Source organism: Nitratireductor sp. CH_MIT9313-5, from assembly GCF_037029545.1.
In the GTDB taxonomy this organism is placed as follows: domain Bacteria; phylum Pseudomonadota; class Alphaproteobacteria; order Rhizobiales; family Rhizobiaceae; genus Chelativorans.
Map to the genome: position 1 here is coordinate 565,096 of NZ_JAYMER010000014.1, position 21,172 is coordinate 586,267.

At 59.5% G+C, this 21,172-nt stretch carries 19 protein-coding genes; 12 read left to right on the plus strand and 7 right to left on the minus strand.

Annotated features, from left to right (window positions below):
- Window positions 1-3 precede the first annotated feature (3 nt).
- Window positions 4-603, minus strand: coding sequence for an NAD(P)H:quinone oxidoreductase (wrbA, locus tag WA367_RS10275; protein WP_336056648.1), 600 nt, complete (start codon window positions 601-603; stop codon window positions 4-6).
- Window positions 604-764: 161 nt separating this feature from the next.
- Between wrbA and WA367_RS10280 the strand changes: the two genes are divergently transcribed.
- The 6 genes from WA367_RS10280 to WA367_RS10305 all read left to right on the plus strand — a co-directional run bounded on the left by WA367_RS10280 (window position 765) and on the right by WA367_RS10305 (window position 9,598).
- Window positions 765-1,493 carry a competence/damage-inducible protein A gene (locus WA367_RS10280; RefSeq protein ID WP_336056649.1) on the plus strand — a complete coding sequence of 243 codons (729 nt, stop codon included), beginning with the start codon at window positions 765-767 and terminating at the stop codon, window positions 1,491-1,493.
- Window positions 1,494-1,545: 52 nt separating this feature from the next.
- Complete coding sequence (locus WA367_RS10285) at window positions 1,546-2,376, plus strand: universal stress protein (protein WP_336056650.1); 831 nt, start codon at window positions 1,546-1,548, stop codon at window positions 2,374-2,376.
- A gap of 85 nt (window positions 2,377-2,461) precedes the next feature.
- A complete protein-coding gene (gene gpt / locus WA367_RS10290; protein WP_336056651.1) occupies window positions 2,462-2,962 on the plus strand; it encodes a xanthine phosphoribosyltransferase in 501 nt (166 codons plus the stop codon).
- A gap of 129 nt (window positions 2,963-3,091) precedes the next feature.
- Complete coding sequence (locus tag WA367_RS10295; protein ID WP_336056652.1) at window positions 3,092-3,592, plus strand: NUDIX hydrolase; 501 nt, start codon at window positions 3,092-3,094, stop codon at window positions 3,590-3,592.
- Window positions 3,593-3,680: 88 nt separating this feature from the next.
- On the plus strand, window positions 3,681-5,225 hold the full coding sequence (locus WA367_RS10300; RefSeq protein ID WP_336056653.1) for an inorganic phosphate transporter: 1,545 nt from the start codon (window positions 3,681-3,683) through the stop codon (window positions 5,223-5,225).
- 608 nt (window positions 5,226-5,833) lie between these two features.
- Window positions 5,834-9,598, plus strand: a complete 3,765-nt coding sequence (locus WA367_RS10305) for a vitamin B12-dependent ribonucleotide reductase (RefSeq protein WP_336056654.1) — start codon at window positions 5,834-5,836, stop codon at window positions 9,596-9,598.
- Between the two features lie 292 nt (window positions 9,599-9,890).
- On the opposite strand, the gene WA367_RS10310 is transcribed toward WA367_RS10305, so the two are convergent.
- Window positions 9,891-10,178 carry a GIY-YIG nuclease family protein gene (locus WA367_RS10310; protein WP_336056655.1) on the minus strand — a complete coding sequence of 96 codons (288 nt, stop codon included), beginning with the start codon at window positions 10,176-10,178 and terminating at the stop codon, window positions 9,891-9,893.
- A gap of 194 nt (window positions 10,179-10,372) precedes the next feature.
- Here WA367_RS10310 and WA367_RS10315 point away from each other — a divergent pair, with 194 nt between their 5' ends.
- Together WA367_RS10315 and WA367_RS10320 are read left to right on the plus strand one after the other, a co-directional pair.
- Complete coding sequence (locus WA367_RS10315; RefSeq protein ID WP_336056656.1) at window positions 10,373-10,930, plus strand: thermonuclease family protein; 558 nt, start codon at window positions 10,373-10,375, stop codon at window positions 10,928-10,930.
- A 161-nt stretch (window positions 10,931-11,091) separates the two neighbouring features.
- Window positions 11,092-11,496 carry a hypothetical protein gene (locus tag WA367_RS10320; RefSeq protein ID WP_336056657.1) on the plus strand — a complete coding sequence of 135 codons (405 nt, stop codon included), beginning with the start codon at window positions 11,092-11,094 and terminating at the stop codon, window positions 11,494-11,496.
- 17 nt (window positions 11,497-11,513) lie between these two features.
- Here WA367_RS10320 and WA367_RS10325 read toward each other — a convergent pair whose 3' ends face one another.
- From WA367_RS10325 to doeA, 5 genes are all read right to left on the minus strand, one after another.
- Window positions 11,514-12,797 (minus strand): PQQ-dependent sugar dehydrogenase, encoded by a 1,284-nt coding sequence (locus WA367_RS10325; protein WP_336056658.1) that lies wholly within the window; start codon window positions 12,795-12,797, stop codon window positions 11,514-11,516.
- 139 nt (window positions 12,798-12,936) lie between these two features.
- On the minus strand, window positions 12,937-13,377 hold the full coding sequence (locus tag WA367_RS10330) for a c-type cytochrome (RefSeq protein WP_336056659.1): 441 nt from the start codon (window positions 13,375-13,377) through the stop codon (window positions 12,937-12,939).
- Between the two features lie 429 nt (window positions 13,378-13,806).
- The gene (locus tag WA367_RS10335; protein ID WP_336056660.1) at window positions 13,807-14,520 is read right to left on the minus strand and encodes a GntR family transcriptional regulator; all 714 of its coding nucleotides are present in this window, start codon (window positions 14,518-14,520) and stop codon (window positions 13,807-13,809) included.
- The gene (gene argE / locus WA367_RS10340; RefSeq protein WP_336056661.1) at window positions 14,517-15,671 is read right to left on the minus strand and encodes an acetylornithine deacetylase; all 1,155 of its coding nucleotides are present in this window, start codon (window positions 15,669-15,671) and stop codon (window positions 14,517-14,519) included. The genes WA367_RS10335 and argE overlap by 4 nt, the downstream gene beginning before the upstream one ends.
- A 7-nt stretch (window positions 15,672-15,678) precedes the next feature.
- The gene (gene doeA / locus WA367_RS10345; protein WP_336056662.1) at window positions 15,679-16,863 is read right to left on the minus strand and encodes an ectoine hydrolase DoeA; all 1,185 of its coding nucleotides are present in this window, start codon (window positions 16,861-16,863) and stop codon (window positions 15,679-15,681) included.
- Window positions 16,864-17,023: 160 nt separating this feature from the next.
- Here doeA and eutB point away from each other — a divergent pair, with 160 nt between their 5' ends.
- From eutB to WA367_RS10365, 4 genes are all read left to right on the plus strand, one after another.
- Complete coding sequence (eutB, locus tag WA367_RS10350; protein WP_336056663.1) at window positions 17,024-18,031, plus strand: hydroxyectoine utilization dehydratase EutB; 1,008 nt, start codon at window positions 17,024-17,026, stop codon at window positions 18,029-18,031.
- Window positions 18,021-19,013, plus strand: coding sequence for a cyclodeaminase (locus WA367_RS10355; protein WP_336056664.1), 993 nt, complete (start codon window positions 18,021-18,023; stop codon window positions 19,011-19,013). The genes eutB and WA367_RS10355 overlap by 11 nt, the downstream gene beginning before the upstream one ends.
- Window positions 19,014-19,045: 32 nt before the next feature.
- On the plus strand, window positions 19,046-19,528 hold the full coding sequence (locus WA367_RS10360) for an Lrp/AsnC family transcriptional regulator (RefSeq protein ID WP_336056665.1): 483 nt from the start codon (window positions 19,046-19,048) through the stop codon (window positions 19,526-19,528).
- Between the two features lie 137 nt (window positions 19,529-19,665).
- A complete protein-coding gene (locus WA367_RS10365) occupies window positions 19,666-21,147 on the plus strand; it encodes an NAD-dependent succinate-semialdehyde dehydrogenase (protein WP_336056666.1) in 1,482 nt (493 codons plus the stop codon).
- Window positions 21,148-21,172 lie beyond the last annotated feature (25 nt).

The following is a 21,172-nucleotide window of genomic DNA, read 5'->3' on the forward strand; positions in this document are numbered from 1 at the left end:
GCCTCAGCCTTTCAGCTTGGCAGCGATGCGCGCGAAGCGCTCGCCCTGGAACTTTGCGCCTTCCAGCTCCTGCTCCGATGGCATGCGCGACCCATCGCTGTTGCTGGTCGTCGTCATGCCATAGGGCGCACCGCCGCGCACAACGTCATTGCCCATTTGCCCCTGATAGGCATAGGACAGCGGCACGATGATCATGCCGTGATGCTGGAGTGCAAGCTGGGTGGACGCCAGAGCGATTTCCGCGCCGCCATGCTGCGTTGCCGTGGAGGCAATGACGGTTGCCGGCTTGTCGATAAGCTTTCCTTCGGCCCAAAGCGGCCCGGTCTGATCCAGAAAGTTCTTCAGCTGCGACGCCATCATCCCGAAACGGGTCGAGACGCCGAAGATGATGCCGTCATAGTCGGCAAGCTCGAGCGGCTCAGCGACGGGAGCGTCCTGGTCAAGCTTGTACCCAGCCTTCTCGGCCACATCTTGCGGCACGAGTTCGGGCACACGCTTGATGGTCACATCCGCACCGGCCGCACGCGCGCCGTCGGCGGCGGAACGAGCCATGGCCTCCATATGGCCCCAGCTGGAATAGTAGAGAACGAGAATCTTGGTCATGGTTTGCCTTTCCGGGCTGATAACTGACCAATCCCAACTAGTGCAGCCATGCTGTTCATAAAACACACCAAACGGGACACAGACTGTTCACTCTTTCACACCCATTGCCGGAATGCTCCCTGCCCGCTACTTGCTATGCCCGACGATAATCGGGGTAAGGCATGAGCGACATCATCACGGCAGGAATGGTGGTCATCGGCGACGAAATCCTTTCAGGACGGACCAAGGACCGAAACATTGGCCACCTGGCGGAGATGCTGACCGCCATCGGCATCGACCTGAAGGAAGTGCGCATCGTCTCCGACGACCAGGATGCGATTGTCGAGGCGGTCAACGCGCTGCGTGAACGCAATAGCTATGTCTTCACGACAGGCGGCATCGGGCCGACCCATGACGACATTACCGCAGATGCCATATCTGCGGCTTTCGGCCTGCCTTGTGAACATGACGAGAAGGCCGACACGCTGCTTCGCGAGCACTATGCCCGCCGTGAGATGGAATACACATCTGCCCGCAGGCGCATGGCACGCATGCCCCGAGGCGCAACGCATATCGACAACCCCGTATCCGTCGCACCCGGCTTTAATATCGGCAATGTCTATGTGATGGCCGGGGTGCCTGCGATCTTCCAGGCCATGCTCGACAATGTGATCCCGACATTGCGCACAGGCACGAAGCTCATCTCGACCACCGTCCCCTGCAAGCATGGTGAAGGGACGATCGGCGCACCGCTGGCCGATATACAAAGCGCGCATCCCGACACGATCATCGGCTCCTATCCCAAATACCAGGACGGCAGCTTCTGGACGGAAATCGTGGTAAGATCGCGGGATCAGGCGAAAATGGAAGCGGCTGTCAAAGCGGTTGAGGACATGCTCGAAAAGCTTTGAACGGATTCTGCTCTTGGCCGTTCTCCCATCATCTGACCGACAGGAGGGGCACATGAGCTACCGCACGATTTTGGGTATACTTCATCGCGAACAATCCGCATCTGCCCTGCTGGATTACGCCCTGCCCTTCGCCGCACGCCATGAAGCACATCTGATCGGCCTCCATGCGCGAGCATTGCCCATCACCGCGGCTTCTCCGCTGGGCATGCCTATTATCGATCCGGGCCTCATGCATCCCGAAGATGCAAGCGAACTGCGCGAACTGTTCGAGCGCAGGGCGCGTTCCGAAGGCGTGCTTCATGAATGGCGCTCCTACGATACGGTTGCTGGAGATGCAGCGATCTCCGGCATCGAAAGCGCGCGAAGCTGCGATCTGGTCATCGCGGCACAAAACGATCCCGAAGCGGATGCGCAGGAAAAGTCGGATCTCGAAGCACTTCTGTTTGAAACCGGAAGGCCCGTCTTGCTCGTGCCTCATGGTTCGAGCCACGCTGCGAAAGCACCCGCGCGCATCATGCTTGCCTGGAATGGCAGCCGTCAGGCAGCACGTGCTGCCTTTGACGCTCTCCCTCTCATGAAACAGGCCGGCAAGGTCGAAATCCTTGTGCTCGACACGCTCGACACCCTGCGTCAGGACGCGGACATGGCTGGCAACGCCATCGCGGAAGCGCTTTCGCGCCACCGCATTGATGTCACCATTCGCACGGAGGAAAGCGCAGGGCGCAGCCAGCATCAGGCGGTTAACGAGTGTGTGGCAAAAAGCGGAGCGGACCTTCTCGTCATGGGCGCATTCGGGCGTGGGCGCATCAGCGAGATGATATTCGGTGGCCTGACCCATGACATGCTGCGCAACATGACGGTCCCCACATTCATGGCGCATTGAGGCCGACTTTACTTGCCACTCCTGCACTTTGCGGGTAATTCCCCCGCACCCGGCCCGACCCGCCAGCATGTACCGGAGCGACAAGATGCCAGCCCTGCCCGAAAAAGCCTTCCCCGTTTCCTGGGACCAGTTCCATCGCGATGCACGCGCCCTCGCCTGGCGCCTTGCCGGCGTGAATGGCAAATGGAAGGCGATCGTGTGCATAACGCGTGGTGGCCTCGTCCCCGCCGCGATCATCTCGCGCGAATTGGGCATCCGGTTGATCGAAACGGTCTGCGTTGCCTCCTATCATGACTATTCCTCGCAAGGGGAGTTGAAGGTCCTGAAGGAGATAACGCCGGAACTTTTGGAAGATGAAGGCCAGGATGTTCTGATCGTCGATGACCTGACGGATACTGGCAAGACCGCCGGCATTGTGCGGGCAATGATGCCAAAGGCTCATTTTGCAGCCGTTTATGCCAAGCCCAAGGGTCGACCGCTTGTCGATACCTTCATCACCGAAGTCTCGCAGGACACCTGGATCTACTTCCCGTGGGATCTTGGCTTTTCCTATCAGAAGCCGATCGCAGAGGGCGAAGCAGGCTGAGAAGGCGGTTCCGCGCGCTCCTGAAGCAGGGATTTGCTTATTTCGCCTGAAGCCCTACCTTCCCCACAAGGATGCTTCACGATGATGGCCTGATCTCGGGCAAGTTGGACGGAGCATGCAGCCATGGGGATGGGTAGTACTTTGCTGGATACGATGCGCCGCATGAATATCGGCGAGCAGTTGCGCCGTTTTTTCGGGGGCAATCCGCCCCGGGTGCAGGTGGCAGCGCTACCTTGGCGCATGCGCGAGGAGCAGGTGGAAATCCTGCTCATTACCAGCCGAGACACCGGGCGCTGGGTGCTCCCCAAGGGATGGCCGGAAGGGCGAGAGACGCTGTCGGAGGCAGCCGCCCGCGAAGCCGCCGAGGAAGCTGGCGTATCAGGCACGATCTCCAACCGCGAAGTAGGACGCTACATCTACCGCAAGAAGCAGTCGAGCGGCATTCAGATGCGATGCGAAGTTGCACTCTTCGCCCTCGAGGTTTCAACAATCGCCGACATCTGGCCGGAAAAGAACGAACGCACGCGCCGCTGGGTTCGCCCGCGGGAGGCTGGTGAAATGGTCAGAGAGTCGGATCTGGCTGCGATACTTGCTTCGTTTCGGGGTTCTCCACGGAAAATCGCGGCGTGAAGCCGCTTGTTGGCCTTAGCGTCTTGTTTCTCGGCGCCACAATACTTAGGCGACTAGCAAACAAACCTCCGGCGCGTAGCGAAGTACAATGACCGACAGTTCGACCACACCGAGAAAGCAGACCCTCGACAAGGATCTCGACAAGCTGGTGCATGTCGAGGAAGCAACCAGTCTTGTGGCACGCGGTCTCGTCGCACCGGGTCTGGGCCTGCTCTTCCTGGCGCTGGCCGGCATATTCGCCTCTATCTATGTGGTCGGAGAGCCAAAGGCGGTCATCATCATCGCGGCGGCCGCGATCGGTGCATATATGGCACTGAATATCGGCGCCAATGATGTCGCCAACAATGTGGGTCCCGCCGTGGGCTCGCGTGCACTCAGCCTTACCGGCGCACTGATCATTGCCGCCGTCTTCGAAAGTGCTGGCGCGCTTATTGCCGGTGGCGACGTCGTGGGCACAATTTCGAAGGGCATTGTTTCTCCAGAAGCAGTCAGCACGCCAGCCGTATTCATCCGTGCGATGATGGCCGCGCTCATCTCGTCCGCTCTGTGGATCAATCTTGCCACCTGGATCGGTGCACCCGTGTCCACCACGCACTCTGTGGTGGGGGGCGTGATGGGTGCAGGCATTGCAGCAGCCGGTTTTTCGGCCGTGGATTGGGCTACGATGTCTCAGATTGCGGCCAGCTGGGTCGTCTCACCCGTAATGGGCGGTGTGGTTGCCGCCATCTTTCTGGCCTTCATCAAGACATTCATCATCTATCAGGATGACAAGATCACTGCAGCACGGCGCTGGGTGCCCCTGCTGATCGCCATCATGGCTGGTGCCTTCAGTGCCTATCTCGCCACCAAGGGTCTGAAGAAGATCGTCAGGATCGACCAGATCACCATCATCATGATCGGCGTTAGCGCCTTTGGTCTCACCTGGATCCTTTCGCACTTCCACGTGCGCAATCAGTCGCGCGGGATGGAGAACCGGAACCAGTCCCTGCGCAAGCTGTTCAAGCTGCCGCTCGTAATTTCAGCGTGTCTTCTGTCCTTCGCCCATGGCGCAAATGACGTCGCGAATGCCGTGGGTCCGCTGGCTGCCATCGTCTTCACTGCTCAGGCAGACACGGTTTCCGCGGAAGTTGCTATCCCGATCTGGGTCATGGTGATTGGCGCAGCTGGCATCTCCTTCGGCCTGATCCTGTTCGGACCCAAGCTGATCCGCATGGTCGGTGAACAGATCACCAAGCTTAATCCGATGCGCGCCTTTTGTGTCGCCCTTTCGGCGTCCATTACGGTAATCATAGCCTCCGGCCTTGGCCTCCCGGTCAGCTCGACCCATACGGCAGTAGGCGCAATCTTCGGCGTCGGCTTCTTCCGCGAATGGTATACGGCGAAATCAAAGCGGCGGCGGCGCTATCTGGAACGCAAGGGCCTTCAAGTGCCCGAGGAAAACATCGACGCGGCTACCATCATCCTCGGAGATGATGAACCGACCAGCACCAAGATGTCGCGTGAAGAAGTCGTTCGCCGCAAACTCGTCCGTCGCGCGCATGTGACGACAATTGTCGCTGCCTGGGTAACGACCGTGCCCGCAGCCGCCTTGCTCGCAGCTGTCATCTTTCTGGCACTCAACGCGGTGTCGTAAAGTTGTGGCGCCGGGAAGTGGTGCGCTTTGCGCACGAGCAAGGCCATAAGCCGTCCGTCCCCGATATCCACATGCACTACACACAACATGTAGCGTCATAGAATCGAAACAAAACGATCCCTTGACGCTTCACACCGAGTCGCTTTTTATGAAGATGCGCTCGATTGGGGGGCGCGACCGGAAGTCGAGTAGTCGGTCATCCCGTACATCAGAGTTGTTGTTGAAACTGCCGGACTGGTCGCAGTCGGCGGATGGGTGCCCTTGTCTTTGACTTGGGCGAATATTGCGACGGGGGCGCCTGCATCAGGGCTGGCAGAAGCAAACTGTTAATACTATATTTAGCGGTAGCGATTAGCCTTGATACTAGATAGTGTGAAAATCTCTTGAGCAGAGCTTCACCAGCAGCGTCAGGATATCGCCGGCCCGCATGTCGAGGCCTTCTTCACCATTTGCCCTTTTCCGGGCGTTTGCGTGTGGGAAGATTTGCGGACTGGCTTCACGGATCAGCCGGCAGCACATGCCGGCGAGGACAAGGCGGACCGGGCGTTAGAGCCAGGCTTCGAAAAGCCGGCTCAAGCGCCCAACAGTAGGACGGAAAAGGGACGATCATGCGCATCGAACGGCGGTTCACCAAGGAAGGCCAGTCACCTTATGCGGAGGTTCCCTTCCGCAAGGCGACGAGCGAAATCAAGAACCCGGACGGCTCGGTGGTTTTCCGCCTTGCCGATATCGATGTGCCGGCGCAGTTCAGCCAGGTCGCAAGCGACATTCTCGCGCAGAAATATTTCCGCAAGGCCGGCGTTCCCGCACGCCTGAAAAAGGTCGAGGAGAACTCTGTTCCCTCCTTCTTGTGGCGTTCGGTTGCCGATGAGGAAGCCCTCGCTGAATTGCCTGAAGATGAGCGGTATGGCTCCGAGACCAGTGCGGCTCAGGTCTTCAACCGTCTTGCGGGCACCTGGACCTATTGGGGCTGGAAGGGCGGCTATTTCAATTCGGAAGCCGATGCGCAGGCTTTCATGGACGAGCTTTGCTACATGCTCGCCACCCAGCGCGTCGCCCCGAACTCTCCGCAATGGTTCAACACCGGTCTGCATTGGGCCTATGGCATCGATGGTCCCGGCCAGGGCCACTATTATGTGGACCCGTTCACCGGCAAGCTGACCAAGTCGAAATCCTCCTACGAGCACCCGCAGCCACATGCCTGCTTCATCCAGTCCGTTGGCGACGATCTGGTCAATGAAGGCGGCATCATGGACCTTTGGGTCCGCGAGGCGCGCCTGTTCAAATACGGTTCCGGCACGGGCTCCAACTTCTCGCATCTGCGCGGCGAGGGCGAAAAGCTGTCCGGCGGCGGCAAGTCCTCCGGCCTGATGTCCTTCCTCAAGATTGGCGACCGCGCAGCCGGCGCCATCAAGTCCGGCGGCACGACGCGTCGCGCGGCAAAGATGGTCGTCGTTGATGCCGACCATCCCGACATTGAGGACTATATCGAGTGGAAGGTGAAGGAGGAGCAGAAGGTTGCCGCCCTCGTCACCGGCTCCAAGATCGTCAAGAAGCACCTCGAAGCCATCATGAAGGCCTGCGTGAATTGCGAGGCCGACAATGATGATTGCTTCGAGCCGAACAAGAACCCTGCCCTCAAGCGCGAGGTGAAGGCTGCCAAGAAGGCCGCCGTTCCCGAGAACTATATCAAGCGTGTTATCCAGTTCGCCAAGCAGGGCTACACGGATATCGAGTTCAAGACCTACGACACGGATTGGGATTCGGAAGCCTATCTCACCGTCTCCGGCCAGAACTCCAACAATTCCGTCTCCATCAAGGACGACTTCCTGCGTGCGGTCGAGGCCGACGGCGAGTGGAACCTGATCAACCGCATTGACGGCAAGGTCGCCAAGACCGTGAAGGCGCGCGATCTGTGGGACAAGATCGGTTATGCCGCATGGGCATCCGCGGATCCGGGCCTGCATTTCAACACGACCATGAACGACTGGCACACCTCGCCCGCCGCCGGTCCCATCCGCGCATCCAACCCCTGCTCGGAATACATGTTCCTGGACGATACGGCCTGCAATTTGGCATCCATGAACCTGCTGCAGTACCGCAACAAGGACGGCTCCATCGACATCGCCGCCTATGAGCACACGGTTCGCCTGTGGACCATGGTGCTCGAAATTTCGGTGATGATGGCGCAGTTCCCCTCCAAGGAAATTGCAAGGCTGTCCTACGAATATCGCACGCTGGGCCTGGGATACGCCAATATCGGCGGCCTCCTGATGACTTCGGGTATTCCTTATGATTCCGACGAAGGCCGAGCAATCTGTGCCACGCTGACCGCGATCATGACGGGTGTAGCCTACGCCACTTCGGCCGAAATGGCCGGTGAGCTTGGCCCCTTCCCCGACTATGAGCGCAACGCCGACAACATGCTGCGCGTCATGCGCAATCATCGTCGTGCGGCCTATGGCGAGGCAGACGGCTACGAGAAGCTCGCGGTCAATCCGGTGCCGATCAAGGCAGAGGATTGCCCCTATTCCGATCTCGTGGAGCACGCAAAGTCTGCCTGGGACCGCGCCATCGAACTTGGCGAAAAGCACGGCTACCGCAATGCACAGGCAACCGTCATCGCGCCCACCGGTACGATCGGCCTGGTCATGGACTGCGACACGACCGGCATCGAGCCCGACTTCGCGCTGGTGAAGTTCAAGAAGCTGGCCGGTGGTGGCTACTTCAAGATCATCAACCGTGCAGTACCCGAAGCCCTGCGTACGCTGGGCTACTCCGAGGCACAGATCGCGGAAATCGAGGCTTATGCTGTCGGCCACGGCAATCTGAACCAGGCTCCGGGCATCAATCCGACCAGCCTGAAGGCGAAGGGTTTCACCGACGAAGTCATCGAGACCCTGAACACAGCCCTGAAGTCAGCCTTCGATATCAAGTTCGCCTTCAACAAGTGGACGCTTGGCGAAGCCTTCTGCAAGGAAGCACTGGGCTTCACTGACGAGCAGCTCGACGACTTCTCCTTCGAGATGCTGCCGGCTCTGGGCTTCTCCAAGAAGGACATCGAGGCCGCCAACATCCATGTCTGCGGTGCCATGACGCTGGAAGGCGCACCGCATCTGAAGGACGAGCATCTGCCCGTCTTCGATTGCGCCAATCCCTGCGGCAAGATCGGCAAGCGCTATCTCTCGGTTGAAAGCCACATCCGCATGATGGCGGCAGCTCAGCCGTTCATCTCCGGCGCGATCTCCAAGACGATCAACATGCCGAATGATGCAACGGTGGAGGACTGCAAGGCAGCTTACATGTTGTCCTGGAAGCTGGCCTTGAAGGCCAATGCGCTCTACCGCGATGGCTCCAAGCTGTCTCAGCCGCTCAACGCCTCGCTTCTTGCCGACGAAGAGGACGATGACGACGATATCATCGAGGAACTGGCCGCAGCCCCGACCGCTGCACAGGCCGCAAAGGTTTCCGAGAAGATCGTCGAGCGCATTGTCGAGAAGGTCGTGCGTGACCGCGAGAAACTGCCGAACCGCCGCAAGGGTTACACCCAGAAGGCTGTGGTGGGTGGCCACAAGGTCTATCTGCGCACCGGCGAGTTCGACGACGGGCGTCTGGGCGAAATCTTCATCGACATGCACAAGGAAGGTGCCGCCTTCCGCGCGATGATGAACAATTTCGCCATCGCCATTTCGCTTGGCCTGCAATACGGCGTGCCGCTTGAGGAGTATGTGGAGGCCTTCACCTTCACCAAATTCGAGCCGGCCGGCATGGTTCAGGGCAATGACGCGATCAAGAACGCGACGTCGATCCTCGACTATGTCTTCCGCGAACTGGCCGTCTCCTATCTGGGACGTTCGGATCTGGCCCATGTGGACACAACCGACTTCACCAACACGGCCCTTGGCCGCGGCATCAATGAAGGCAAGGCAACGCCCTTCTCACGCGGCCTCACCCGGGGTGCAGCACCCTTCAAGGTCGTGACCGGCAAGGCGGAACCGAAGGGACAGGCCGCCAACACCGACCAGCCGAAGCGGCAGGCCACCACGGCCTCCAATGTCACCTCCATCGGGGCCACGGCACTCAAGCCTTCCGGCATGGCCGAGGAAGCAACCGCCTTCCGCCGCGACTATGAGGAGCGTGCCAAGGAGATGGCGGAGGAAATCGCCGAAGAAGAAGGCATCAACGCCGTCTTCACCGACGATGCCGCAGCGGAAGCCGCCGACGCCAAAAAGGTAGAAGCCCACCGCCGCCAGGCCGCAATCATGCAGGGCTACACCGGCAATATGTGCTCGGAATGCCAGAACTTCACCATGGTAAGAAACGGCACCTGCGAGAAATGCGATACCTGCGGAGCGACGAGCGGGTGTAGCTGAGGTAATACCACCTCACTGAGGCAACGGCATGGATCCTCGGGTCAAGCCCGAGGATGACGAAGAGGTGGTGACATCCGCCAGCCGCAGCGGCATGGGAGCGTGGTACCTACTCCCGCTTCGTCATCCTAGGGCGGAGCCGAAGGCGAAGACCCTAGGATCCATGCCATGCCATCGTCGCGCGAACAATGCGGACAAGCAAATGCAGCTACAGGTCATGTAGGGCGTATTGACAACACGTCGGCATGATCGACGGGTCAGGCCCGAGAATGACGAACATAGAAGCTAAGTCGCGTCACCAGCCCCAGCCGCGAAAGAGCTCCTGCCATTCGGAGTTGGTCTTCTCGATCAGCTCGATCTTCCACTGCCGGGGCCAGCGCTTCAGAGATTTCTCGCGCTGTATGGCATCACGCACATCGAAATGCTCTTCATACCATACCAGTCGCGTCACCCCGTAGCGGCTGGTAAATCTGGAGCCTTCCCCGTTCTTGTGCTCGACCACACGACGACCGAGATCATTCGTAACGCCAATGTAAATTGTGCCGCGCATTTGACTTGCGAGCATGTAAACGTAGCCAGCCATGGCTATACGCTATAGGGGTACAACCAGAGCGTCCAGCCGCCCTCGCTCCAGGGTCTGCTCCAAGGGCGTGGCGACCAAACCCGGCACGCCGAACTGGTTGCCTGAGGACAGACCGGCAACTCCCTAAAGTTGTAAATTTCATCTGAACCAGACTTCAATTTCTGCTGTCCATAGTTCGGCCAAGAGGCGGAGCGATGGGCAAGATACTTCATTTTCCCCGGCATCGAAAAAAGCATATTCCCAAAGCGGCTGACCAAGGTTTCTTAAGCACGCTGCAGGAAATCTACGGCATCCTGGCGCTTGCCATCTTGCTGGCGTTCGGTGCGGGTTACTATTTCGTGCCATCAGATGTTGGTCGCCTGCTTCCCGTCGCGCTTGCACCTACGCCAGATGACTCTATACGCTCCTATTTCGGCGTTTGCGGCCAGGGTCGGCGCATCAATTGTGTTGTAGACGGCGACACATTGTATGTGCATGGCGACAAGATCAGACTGTCGGACATCAACACGCCCGAGCTGTTCAGCCCCCAATGCGGCAGGGAAGCGCAACTTGCAGCCCAAGCGCAGCAGCGTCTCACGCAACTGCTGAACCAGGGTCCGATCGAAATCAAACGCAGCTTCGGACGGGATGAAGATGTCTACGGGCGCAAGCTCCGCAAGATCACCCGCGACGGGAAGTCATTAGGCGATATCCTCGTTGCCGAGGGCCTCGCCCACAAATGGCACGGCTACAAACAGTCCTGGTGCAGTTGAAAAACAGACTTCCGGAGGAGACAATTTCTTGAGCCGGCTACGGCTTATGCTTCGTGTTTCTGGCGTCATGACTTGCCGTACCGGACGCCCGCTTCGCTGCTGGCACCCACGTAAGACCCCGACTACAATTCATCCTCCTCCAGAAACGCTAGGAGTGTCCCATGCGCTTCGTCACAATCCTTGTTGCCCTCATGCTGGCCACCCTCCCGTCCCCAGCAGCGGCAGACGCGATTGCAGCCTCACAGAGAGCAAGGTCCGGTGATTTTGATGGGATGGGTAATGTGCGATGCGCGCAGAATGCTGGCGAAGCCTTGGACACCTGCAAGGCTGCGTTCGCTCATGCGCAGAACTCGACAGTGGTCGTCGTGACTTTCCCGAGCAGCTTCAAACGGATGCTGACACTTTCTGACGAGAGATTTGTCCGAGGCAACGCCACCATGTCGGGCGTGGGAACGGACACGGAATGGCACCTAGCCGAGGGGACTTACCACATCCGCGTCGACGACCAGCGCTTCGAGATCCCTCAGCACATGATCCAAGGCGATATGGCCGCGCCAACTGAATAGCGCGGCCATAGAATTGATCAGCTTCCGGGCGTAAGCTTGTGGATCATGCCTTCATCCACCGCAGTGTAAAGGCTGCCATCCGGGCCGAGCACGACCGAACGGAAGCGACCGGCTTCCATGGGAAGCGTCATCTCGGTCACGTCTTCTACCACCAGCTTTCCTTCTTCCTCGGCAAACTCGATCACGTCGATACGCTGCCCGATCGGGGTTCCGCCGAAGCCGATGCCCATGATCCCGACGACCATCGCGCCATTCCAGTCACCCCACTGCTCCCCCTCGAGGAAGACCGCCGATGATGTGCCCTGCGACCAACCATTGTTGGTCCATACGGGCGGCATGGCATCGGGATAGGTTTCCAGGTCGGTCATTGGCATGAAAGCTGCGCGCTCGAAGCGGTTCATGCCCTCATTCTGGTTCGGCATGTAGCCACAATAGCCATCGGGACAATCGCCACGTCCCGCCATGTTGGCGCGCGGATCCCACCCGGCATTGCCACCATTTTCCAGAACGGTGATCTCATCCGAATGCCACGGCCCATGTTCCGCCGTTATGGCCTGTCCGGTTTCCGGATGGAAGGCGATGCCCTGCACATTGCGATGACCATAGGTATAGGTGCGCTTGTCGAATCCCTCGGGCGGGCTGTTGTCGGGATGCGCGTTACCGTCTGTATCGATCCGGATCACCTTCGACCCCATAAGTGTGGGGCTCTGCGGTATTTCCTCATTGTGATTGTCACCGGTGGTCAGCCACAAGGCACCGTCCGGCCCAAAGCGCACGCGCCCGCCATTATGAGCCCCGGGCCCGCCGAACGGATGGTCGGAGGCCTCCATCTTGTAGGGGACATCGTCCACGATATCGGTACGCTCGGAGACTTCAGTGAAATCCTCGTTGAGCGTGAACCGCATCAGCCGGTTGGTGTGCGGGTCCGACATGTTCGAGGTGGCATAGACATAAATGCGTCTGTTGTTCTGGAAATCCGGATCAAAAGCGACGCCCATCATCCCCGCCTGTCCTTCGCAGAACAGATCGGATCCTGCGGACGCGTATCCTTCTCCCTCACCCATGCCATACAGAGCGTTCACGGTCCCGTCAGGCAGACGAACCGAGAGGCCCTTGCATTTTTCCGTGTAAAGCATGGTGCCGTCTTCGAGAAACGCCATGTCCCACGGATTCTCCAGGCCATCCAGCACTACCTCGTGCTGAAGCTTGGTCGTGTTCATTCCGTTAGCGGCTAGTGCCGGGGATGCCAGAATGGCAGTTCCGGCGAGCAGCGATGCGATGCACGGCTTGATCATAGCCATGATATCCTCCCTTGGATTTTCACAACGTCCGGGCTCTCGAACTTCTCGTTCCGCGCCGCACCGAAGCCCAACACAGTGTAGGCGCATCCGCGAATTCCTGCCAGCGGCCTTTGCAGGTCACGGCATAGCCATCGAAGCTTCAGTCGAAGGCAGTCGTGACATAGACCGCCAAAGCCGCGATATCCTCGTCAGACAATTTCTTTGCGTTCTGGATCATGAGAACCGAGTTGGGGCCGATCTTTTCCCCGGCACGATAGGTGACCAGCTTGTCGACGATCTCCTCCGGCTCCTTGTCCGAGAGCTTCGGATAGCTCGCCACACCCTGGGCCTTGTTCCCATGGCAGGCTCGACAGCTCTTCTTGAACAGCGCTTCCGCAGCTTCGAGGTCCACTTCATCGACCTTGATGACGATGGCCGGTGCCGCAGTTTCGGCGGTGGTCTCGGCCTCTGCCGCTGTCTCGGTTTCCTTTTCTGCCGCTGCATCCGCCTCGACCTTTTCCCCCGTCTTGGCACTCTCCGCGCCATGAGCGACAGTCAGACCGGTCCCCAACAGCAGGACCGCGATTAGTTGCCTCAACATGAATTCCCATCTCCTCCACAATGCGATGCTGAAAAACCGCATCACTCAGACCTCCGAAGGCAGGTAGCGCCCCGCCATAGGTCTTCAAGATAATATATCAAAAAGAGAAGATTGCGTGATCTTGCCTGCCGGGCGCTATTCTGCGCCGACCCGTCAAATTCGGGAAGTCACAAGAAACAGGCTGCCGAAGGGAGGAGGTTTCGGCAGCCTGTCTGCGGTCAAACACGCCTTGTTTCCGGCGCTTCGAGTTGTCCCCTCTGGACCCTCGCCTGTAACTATGCAGGAAGCGTGCCAAACTCTAATCTGCGGTGTTTGCCTGGGTTTGCATTGCTGCACTGCAGCATGCCGGTGCATATTTGATGCACAATTATGCGACTTTCGCCCCATCCTGCCGATTTTTTCGGCATTAGTGCAATATATTGCGAAGCTTCAATTGGAATTTGCCGCAGGCGCGTCGGTGGCCTGCGCCTTGGACAGGAGCCGCGAGAAACTCATGGAGATATGGGCGCGGCGAATATGCCCGACCGCGGCCAGATCCCTGCTTTCCAGCGCGAGCGATACGTCGCGCATCTCGCGGATGAAGGCATCCACCTCCTCGCGCAGCACATTACGATACTGCCCAAGGCGGGACGCGGTTTTCAGCCATATGCGGGTCGTCTGGAAATATAGACGCTCGCTCACCTCGCGCAGAGGTTCGTTTGCCGTCAGCGCCTGAAGCAGATGGAAGAACTCCATGTTGAGACGCGCAAAGTCCCGCGCATCTGGCAGCCGCAAAAGCTCCTGGGCCCGCGCCTCCAGTTCCGCCAGCTCACGCATAAGCGCTGCGTCGGGCGCAACGGGTGACAGTTTGCCCGTGAGTTCCGCAAGCTCGATGCGCAAGCGGTAAACTTCGCTCAAACTTTCGATATCAAAGTCGGTAACGATGGTACCGACACCATGAACAGACTGCACAAGCCCTTCATCCTCGAGCCGCGCAAGCACGCGGCGGATGGGTGTGCGGCTGACGTGGAATTCCTCTGCCAGATCCTCTTCACGCAAGCGCCGGCCCGGTTGGTAGTCGAGCAGGCAAATGCGCTTGCGCAATGTCGTGTAAATGCGGTCATATCGGGCACGGGCCTCGCTGGGGGCAAGCTCCTGCGTCACGACAACCGTTTCCCCAACCTTTCCAGCATGCCGAGACAGGCCTCCATCTGCTCAAGCGAGATGAACTCGTCGGGCTTGTGCGCCTGTTCGATGGAGCCCGGACCACAGATAACGGCAGACATGCCGGCGGTCTGGAACAGTCCCGCTTCCGTGCCGAAAGCGACGACCTCGGCCTCGGTGAGCCCGGTCAGTTCGGATACGATGCGCCTCGCTTCGGAGTCTTCCGCTGGCTCCAGCCCTTCCACCTCGCCGACCACATGCGTGGCAATATCTGCCTGCGCATGCACCGCCTGCATGGCGGGCCGCAGAACCTCGTCGACATAGGCCGTGATATTCTCCTTCACGAACGCCGCATCAGCTTCCACAACAGGGCGCATTTCCCACTCCACGCGCGCATGGGAAGCGATGACATTGCGCGCGGCACCACCTTCCACGCGTCCAACCTGCAGCGTGGTCCAGGGCGGGGAGAAACGGTTCGAAGGCGCCCTCTCCTTCAACTCCTCCGACAGCGCCATGAGCCGGTTGATATAGCGCATCGCGAATTCGATCGCGTTGACGCCAAGTTCCGGTCGCGAGGCATGGCCTGCCAGACCGGTGAACTCGGTCGTGTATTCATAGCACCCCTTGTGCCCCTCAATGATACGCATGGACGTTGGCTCGCCAATGATGGCAGCAGATGGCCGCAACTCCATACGCTTCAGTTCCTCCACGAGCGCACGCGCGCCCATGCAGCCCACCTCCTCGTCATAGGTGAAGGCAAAATGCAGAGGACGCTTCAATTCCAGCGCGGCAAATTCGGGCGCCATGGCAAGACAACAGGCGATGAAGCCTTTCATGTCACAGGTGCCGCGCCCGTAGAGAAGGCCATCCTCTTCGCGCATGGTGAAAGGATCGGAATTCCAGTTCTGCCCATCCACCGGCACGACGTCGGAATGCCCGGAGAGTACGATACCGCCGTCTCCTTCAGGCCCCAATGTGGCGAACAGATTGGCTTTCGTACCCGTTTCATCGCGCATGACCGAAATGCGCGCGCCCACCTGCGACAGCAGCTCCGACGCATAGGCAATCAGCTGCAGATTGCTGTCCGCCGAGATTGTCGGAAAGGCGATGAGCTCGCCCAATATTTCCTTGGCGCGCGCGAGATGGTCCATATCTGCCTCAGTTCTTCACGATCAGTTCGCGCGGGCGACGGCACAGTGCTTCGGCCGGGCCATCCTCTTTGATAAGGATGCTTTCGGTGATCTCCAATCCCCAATCGGCCATCCACAGGCCGGGCATGAAGTGGAATGTCATCCCGGCTTCAAGAACGGTTTCGTCCTCGCGCCGCAGAGAAATGGTGCGCTCGCCCCAATCCGGCGGATAGGAGATACCGATCGGATAGCCGCAGCGCCCGTCGCGCTTTATGCCGGCCTTTTCCAGCGAGCCATAGAGCGCATCGGCGATCTGCCCCGCGCGATTACCCGGGCGCGCGATCTCCAGCCCCGCCTCGATGCCTTCCACCAGCGCCTTCTCCGCATCCAGCATATGCTGTGGTGGCTGACCAAGAAAAACCGTCCGGCAGAGGGGGGCGTGATAGCGACGATAGCAGCCGGCGATCTCGAAGAAGGTTGCCTGCCCCTCCTCGAAACGGCGCCCGTCCCAGGTCAGATGCGGCGCGGCGGCGTCCGAACCGGATGGGAGAAGCGGAACGATTGCGGGATATTCGCCCCAGTCGTCATCGACACCGCGAATCGCATCGGCATAGATTTCAGCCACGAGGTCATTCTTCTTCATTCCCGGCTCGATACGCTCGACAATGCCGTCGATCATCTTTTCAGAAATGCGCGCCGCGCGGCGCATGAAGGTGATTTCCTCGTCGGACTTCACTGCCCGCTGCCAGTTTACAAGTGCAGTGGCGTCCACAAATTTCGCATCCGGGAGTTCCTCCTGAAGCACGAGATAGGCCTTGGCGGAGAAGTAGTAATTCTCCAGCTCAACCCCGATCCGTTGGTTGTGATAGCCATAGGCGCGGATAATCTCTGCCAGATGCTGCATGGGATGCAGCGTGTTGGCCTGCACGTAATGGTCTGGATAACGCAGCACGCGGTCATCATCCATATAGACCGTGCGCACCGCGCCATTGCCGTCCATGGAGCGCCCCCACCATATGGGGTCCTGATCCTTGAAGACGAGCACGCCCTGATGGACGTAGAACGACCAGCCATCATAGCCCGTCAGCCACGCCATGTTTGACGGATCTTCTACAAACAGAATGTCGATCCCCTTCGCCTCCATTGCGTCGCGAGTTTTGGCAAGCCGGTTGGCATATTCGATCTGGCTGAAGGGCAAGGCAGTTGATGGCATGGCGATCTCCGGTGGGCCGCGCGTTGAACAACAAGCCTATTTGTATACAACTACCTTTCGGCGACCATAAGAATAGCGTCATTTGCAGTCGTTTTTGCGATTGAACGGAGAAGCTTCACGCAGATAGCTTAGAAGATGTATACAAGGGGATGAAACAACCATGGTTCCAGTGCTAGCCGATATCTTCGCTGCTCGGCGTTCCACCAGTGGAATGGCTGTTCTGGATACACCTCTGGTGCCCAGTCCCGCCCTGACCGACAGACTGGGAAGCGAGGTCCTGCTGAAGCTGGAAATTGGCCAGCATACCGGCGCCTTCAAGCTGCGCGGCGCAGCCAATGCCGCCAGCCGACTGCCAACAGATGCGCCCGGTGTCACTTGCTGTTCGACCGGCAATCACGGGCGGGCCGTTGCCTATGCCGCCGCACGGCGCGGCCTGAAGGCGATCATATGCATGTCCGAACTCGTGCCGCAGGCAAAGATTGACGGCATCCGCGCCTTGGGGGCCGAAGCCCGCATCATCGGCCGCAGCCAGGATGAGGCGCAGATTGAGGCAACTCGCCTCGTGCAGGAAGAGGGTTTTGCTGAAATCCCCCCCTTCGATCATGCGGATGTCATCTCCGGCCAGGGTACAATCGGGCTTGAGCTTCTGGAACAGCGGCCCGACCTGCACACAATTCTCGTGCCGCTATCCGGCGGCGGTCTTGCGGCAGGTATCGCCCTTGCTGCAAAGGCGATCAGACCAAATATCCGCGTGATCGGCATTTCCATGCAAAACGGCGCAGCCATGCATGCCGCGCTCGACGCCGGCAAGCCGGTCTCCGTGGAGGAAGTGCCAAGCCTTGCCGATTCGCTAGGCGGAGGAATAGGCACGGAAAACACCCTCACCCTGCAGCTTTGCCGTGACTTGCTCGACGATGTCGTCCTTGTCAGCGAAAGCGAAATCTATCACGCCATGCAGTTCCACTACTACGAGGACCGGCTCGTCTGCGAAGGCGCAAGTGCAATCGGCGCCGCAGCAATTCTGTCCGGCAAGGTCAACCTCTCCGGCCCTACCGCCACGATCATCACTGGGCGCAACGTGGACATGAACGTCTTCACGGACATCGTCAGCGGTTGCGACGTGATGCTTGGCAATGAAGTTCTGAAAGGACAGCGTTATGGCGCGTGACATCTTTATCCTCACCGAGCAGGATCTGCGCAAATGCGTGAGCCTCGATCTTGGGTCGGTCGACGTCGTGGAAAAGGCGTTCGCTGCACTGGGCAAGGGCGATGTCATCATGCCGCCAATCCTGTCCATGGAGATACCGCAGGCCCATGGCGAGGTGGATGTGAAGACTGCCTATATTCCCGGCTTCGCAGGCTTCGCGATCAAAGTCAGCCCCGGCTTTTTCGAAAACCCGAAGCTGGGCTTGCCTAGCCTGAACGGGCTGATGATGCTGTTCTCTGCGACGACCGGCCTCGTGGAAGCGGTGCTGCTCGACAATGGCTATCTGACAGATGTCAGAACCGCTGCCGCCGGTGCCGTTGCTGCGCGCCACCTGGCACCACGCGAAGTGAAGGTCGCAGGCGTGATGGGCACCGGCGTCCAGGCCCGTCTGCAGATCGAGGCTGCCCACCTCGTGCGGCCGTTCCGCAAAGTGCTAGTCTGGGGACGCGATGAGGCGAAGGCTGAGGCATGCGCAGCCGATATCGCCGCGCGCCTCGGCGTGGAAGCCGTAGCCGAATCTGATCCCGCGCGCCTTGTTGCGCAAAGCCAGCTGGTCGTCACCACCACCCCTGCACGCGAGCCGATCCTGAGAGCGGAATGGCTGCATCCAGGCCTCCACATCACCGCCATGGGTTCCGATCAGGCGGGCAAGAACGAGATCGACCCGCGCGCATTGAGCGCCGCTGATCTCCTCGTCTGCGACCGCGTCAGCCAGTGCGAAAAGCTTGGCGAATTGCGCAGGGGCATTGAGACCAGCCTCTGGAAGGGTGCAATGCCTCCAGAACTCGGCCAGATCATCAACGGCACGGCCAGCGGACGCCGGTCCGAGGAGGATGTCACCATCTGCGACCTTACCGGCACTGGCGCACAGGACACCGCAATCGCAACCTATGCGCTGGAAAAGGCGCGCGAGGCGAAACTCGGCAGCGTGATCCAGAGCTGATAGGCTTGCAGCATCTAGAAACGGATTCGCCCATGCTGAAACTCGACGACCGCGACCTCAAGATCCTGCATATTCTCCAGACTGAGGGGCGCATCTCGAAGGCAGCACTGGCAGAACGCGTGAACCTCACCCCTGCCCCGTGCTGGGAAAGGCTGAAGCGTCTCGAAAATGCCGGCATCATTACCGGCTATCGTGCGGAAGTGGCGCTGGGCAAACTCGGCTCCCACATCACAGTCTTCATGGCCGTGGAGCTTGAGGGGCATCGCGCGGAAAATTTCCAGCTCTTCGAACGTGCTGTCCAGAAAATCGACGAGATCCATGGCTGCTGGGCGGTCGGCGGTGGCTTCGACTATATCCTGCAGGTCATCGCTCGCGACATCGACACCTATCAGCGTCTCGTGGACCATCTGCTGGAAGCGCATTTGGGGCTTGTGCGCTATTTCACCTATATCGTGACGAAGCCCGTGAAGCGCCCCGGCGCTCTGCCTCTGCAGGTGCTATTCGAGGAGCACTAGAAGCTGCAGAAGAACTGGCGATTTAAGAGAGCGTTTTTCATCCGTTTCTTCTGCGCAAAGCCTCAACTCCCGAATATTCTTCGCTGCATCCGGCCCCATCATTGCTCAATCAAAAACACCCGCGATGGAGATGAGCCATGAATGCATTTGCAGCCTTGCAGAAGACCTCGCTTGCAGAACTGGCCGATCCGCGGCTGTTTCGCGAATATGCCTATGTGGATGGACACTGGGTTGCCGGCGAGAATGACCGTGTCATCGACGTCACCAACCCCGCAGACGGAATGCGCGTCGGTTGCGTTCCGGCATTGAGCGAGAGCCAGACAGAGACCGCCATTGACGCTGCCAATCGCGCCTTCCCCGCCTGGGCTGCAAGAGCGCCGCAGGAGCGCGCGGCCATCCTCAAACTCTGGCACCAGCTCATCATCGAAGCGCGCGAAGACCTTGCCCACCTGATGGTGCTCGAACAGGGCAAACCTCTGTCTGAAGCCCGAGGCGAGATGGACTATGCCGCGTCGTTCGTCGAATATTACGCAGAAGAAGCCAAGCGCGTGGCAATTGAAAGCGTCGCGTCTCACCTGCCCGATGCCGATATGCAGGTCACCCGCGAACCGGTGGGTGTTGCCGGTCTGGTCACGCCCTGGAACTTCCCCTCCGCCATGCTCACCCGCAAGGCTGCCGCAGCACTCGCCGCAGGCTGCACGGTGGTCGCTCATCCCTCCTCCGAAACGCCCTTCTCCGCACTTGCGCTGGCGGAACTGGGCGAGCGCGCCGGCCTTCCTGCAGGCGTGTTCAACATCGTTACCGGCAAGGCCGCAGAAGTCGTTGGCGCGATCTGCACCTCGCGCCATGTGCGTATCCTGTCCTTCACCGGCTCCACCGAAATCGGTCGACTGCTCTACAAGCAGTCGGCGCCGACCGTGAAAAAGCTGGTGATGGAACTTGGCGGTCACGCCCCTTTCATCGCCTTTGCCGACTGCGATCTGGAGCGCGCGGTGGAAAGCGCGATGACCGCGAAATTCGCAACCTCGGGCCAGGACTGCCTCGCGGCCAACCGCTTCTATATCGAACGTCCCATCTACGACGCCTTCATTGCTGCCTTTACCCGCAAGGTGGAACAGTTGAAGACCGGCAACGGCCTGACCGACCCCGATATCGGAGCCCTCATCCATGAGCGCGCGGTTGCCAAGCAGGAGGAGCAGGTCGCCGATGCTCTGGCACTCGGTGCGCGCCTTGTTACAGGCGGGAAGCGCCATGAAGCAGGTGCCAATTTCTTCCAGCCAACGGTTCTGGCCGATGTGCCGGAAGATGCACAGATCTTCCGCGAGGAAACCTTCGGCCCCATCGCTGCCTTCACGCCGTTCGATGCAGAAGATGATGTCCTTGAGCGCGCCAATGAAACGGAAACCGGTCTTTGCGCCTATCTGCACACATCCGATCCGTCACGGATTGCGCGCCTGTCGCGCGGCCTTCAGTTCGGTATGGTAGCGGTCAACCGTACCAAGATCACCGGCGCCCCGATCCCCTTTGGCGGGGTGAAACAGGCCGGACTTGGACGCGAAGGCTCACGCCACGGGCTGGAGGCCTATACCAACATCAAATATGTCTGCCGTCAGATCTGACCTGCCGGAACCGAGAAGGAGAAAA

Excerpts from the sequence above, each read along its gene's own strand:
- wrbA (WP_336056648.1), bottom strand. The coding sequence starts at position 603 with ATGACCAAGATTCTCGTTCTCTACTATTCCAGCTGGGGCCATATGGAG.
- WA367_RS10280 (WP_336056649.1), top strand. The coding sequence starts at position 765 with ATGAGCGACATCATCACGGCAGGAATGGTGGTCATCGGCGACGAAATC.
- WA367_RS10285 (WP_336056650.1), top strand. The coding sequence starts at position 1,546 with ATGAGCTACCGCACGATTTTGGGTATACTTCATCGCGAACAATCCGCA.
- gpt (WP_336056651.1), top strand. The coding sequence starts at position 2,462 with ATGCCAGCCCTGCCCGAAAAAGCCTTCCCCGTTTCCTGGGACCAGTTC.
- WA367_RS10295 (WP_336056652.1), top strand. The coding sequence starts at position 3,092 with ATGGGTAGTACTTTGCTGGATACGATGCGCCGCATGAATATCGGCGAG.
- WA367_RS10300 (WP_336056653.1), top strand. The coding sequence starts at position 3,681 with ATGACCGACAGTTCGACCACACCGAGAAAGCAGACCCTCGACAAGGAT.
- WA367_RS10305 (WP_336056654.1), top strand. The coding sequence starts at position 5,834 with ATGCGCATCGAACGGCGGTTCACCAAGGAAGGCCAGTCACCTTATGCG.
- WA367_RS10310 (WP_336056655.1), bottom strand. The coding sequence starts at position 10,178 with ATGGCTGGCTACGTTTACATGCTCGCAAGTCAAATGCGCGGCACAATT.
- WA367_RS10315 (WP_336056656.1), top strand. The coding sequence starts at position 10,373 with ATGGGCAAGATACTTCATTTTCCCCGGCATCGAAAAAAGCATATTCCC.
- WA367_RS10320 (WP_336056657.1), top strand. The coding sequence starts at position 11,092 with ATGCGCTTCGTCACAATCCTTGTTGCCCTCATGCTGGCCACCCTCCCG.
- WA367_RS10325 (WP_336056658.1), bottom strand. The coding sequence starts at position 12,797 with ATGGCTATGATCAAGCCGTGCATCGCATCGCTGCTCGCCGGAACTGCC.
- WA367_RS10330 (WP_336056659.1), bottom strand. The coding sequence starts at position 13,377 with ATGTTGAGGCAACTAATCGCGGTCCTGCTGTTGGGGACCGGTCTGACT.
- argE (WP_336056661.1), bottom strand. The coding sequence starts at position 15,671 with ATGGACCATCTCGCGCGCGCCAAGGAAATATTGGGCGAGCTCATCGCC.
- doeA (WP_336056662.1), bottom strand. The coding sequence starts at position 16,863 with ATGCCATCAACTGCCTTGCCCTTCAGCCAGATCGAATATGCCAACCGG.
- eutB (WP_336056663.1), top strand. The coding sequence starts at position 17,024 with ATGGTTCCAGTGCTAGCCGATATCTTCGCTGCTCGGCGTTCCACCAGT.
- WA367_RS10355 (WP_336056664.1), top strand. The coding sequence starts at position 18,021 with ATGGCGCGTGACATCTTTATCCTCACCGAGCAGGATCTGCGCAAATGC.
- WA367_RS10360 (WP_336056665.1), top strand. The coding sequence starts at position 19,046 with ATGCTGAAACTCGACGACCGCGACCTCAAGATCCTGCATATTCTCCAG.
- WA367_RS10365 (WP_336056666.1), top strand. The coding sequence starts at position 19,666 with ATGAATGCATTTGCAGCCTTGCAGAAGACCTCGCTTGCAGAACTGGCC.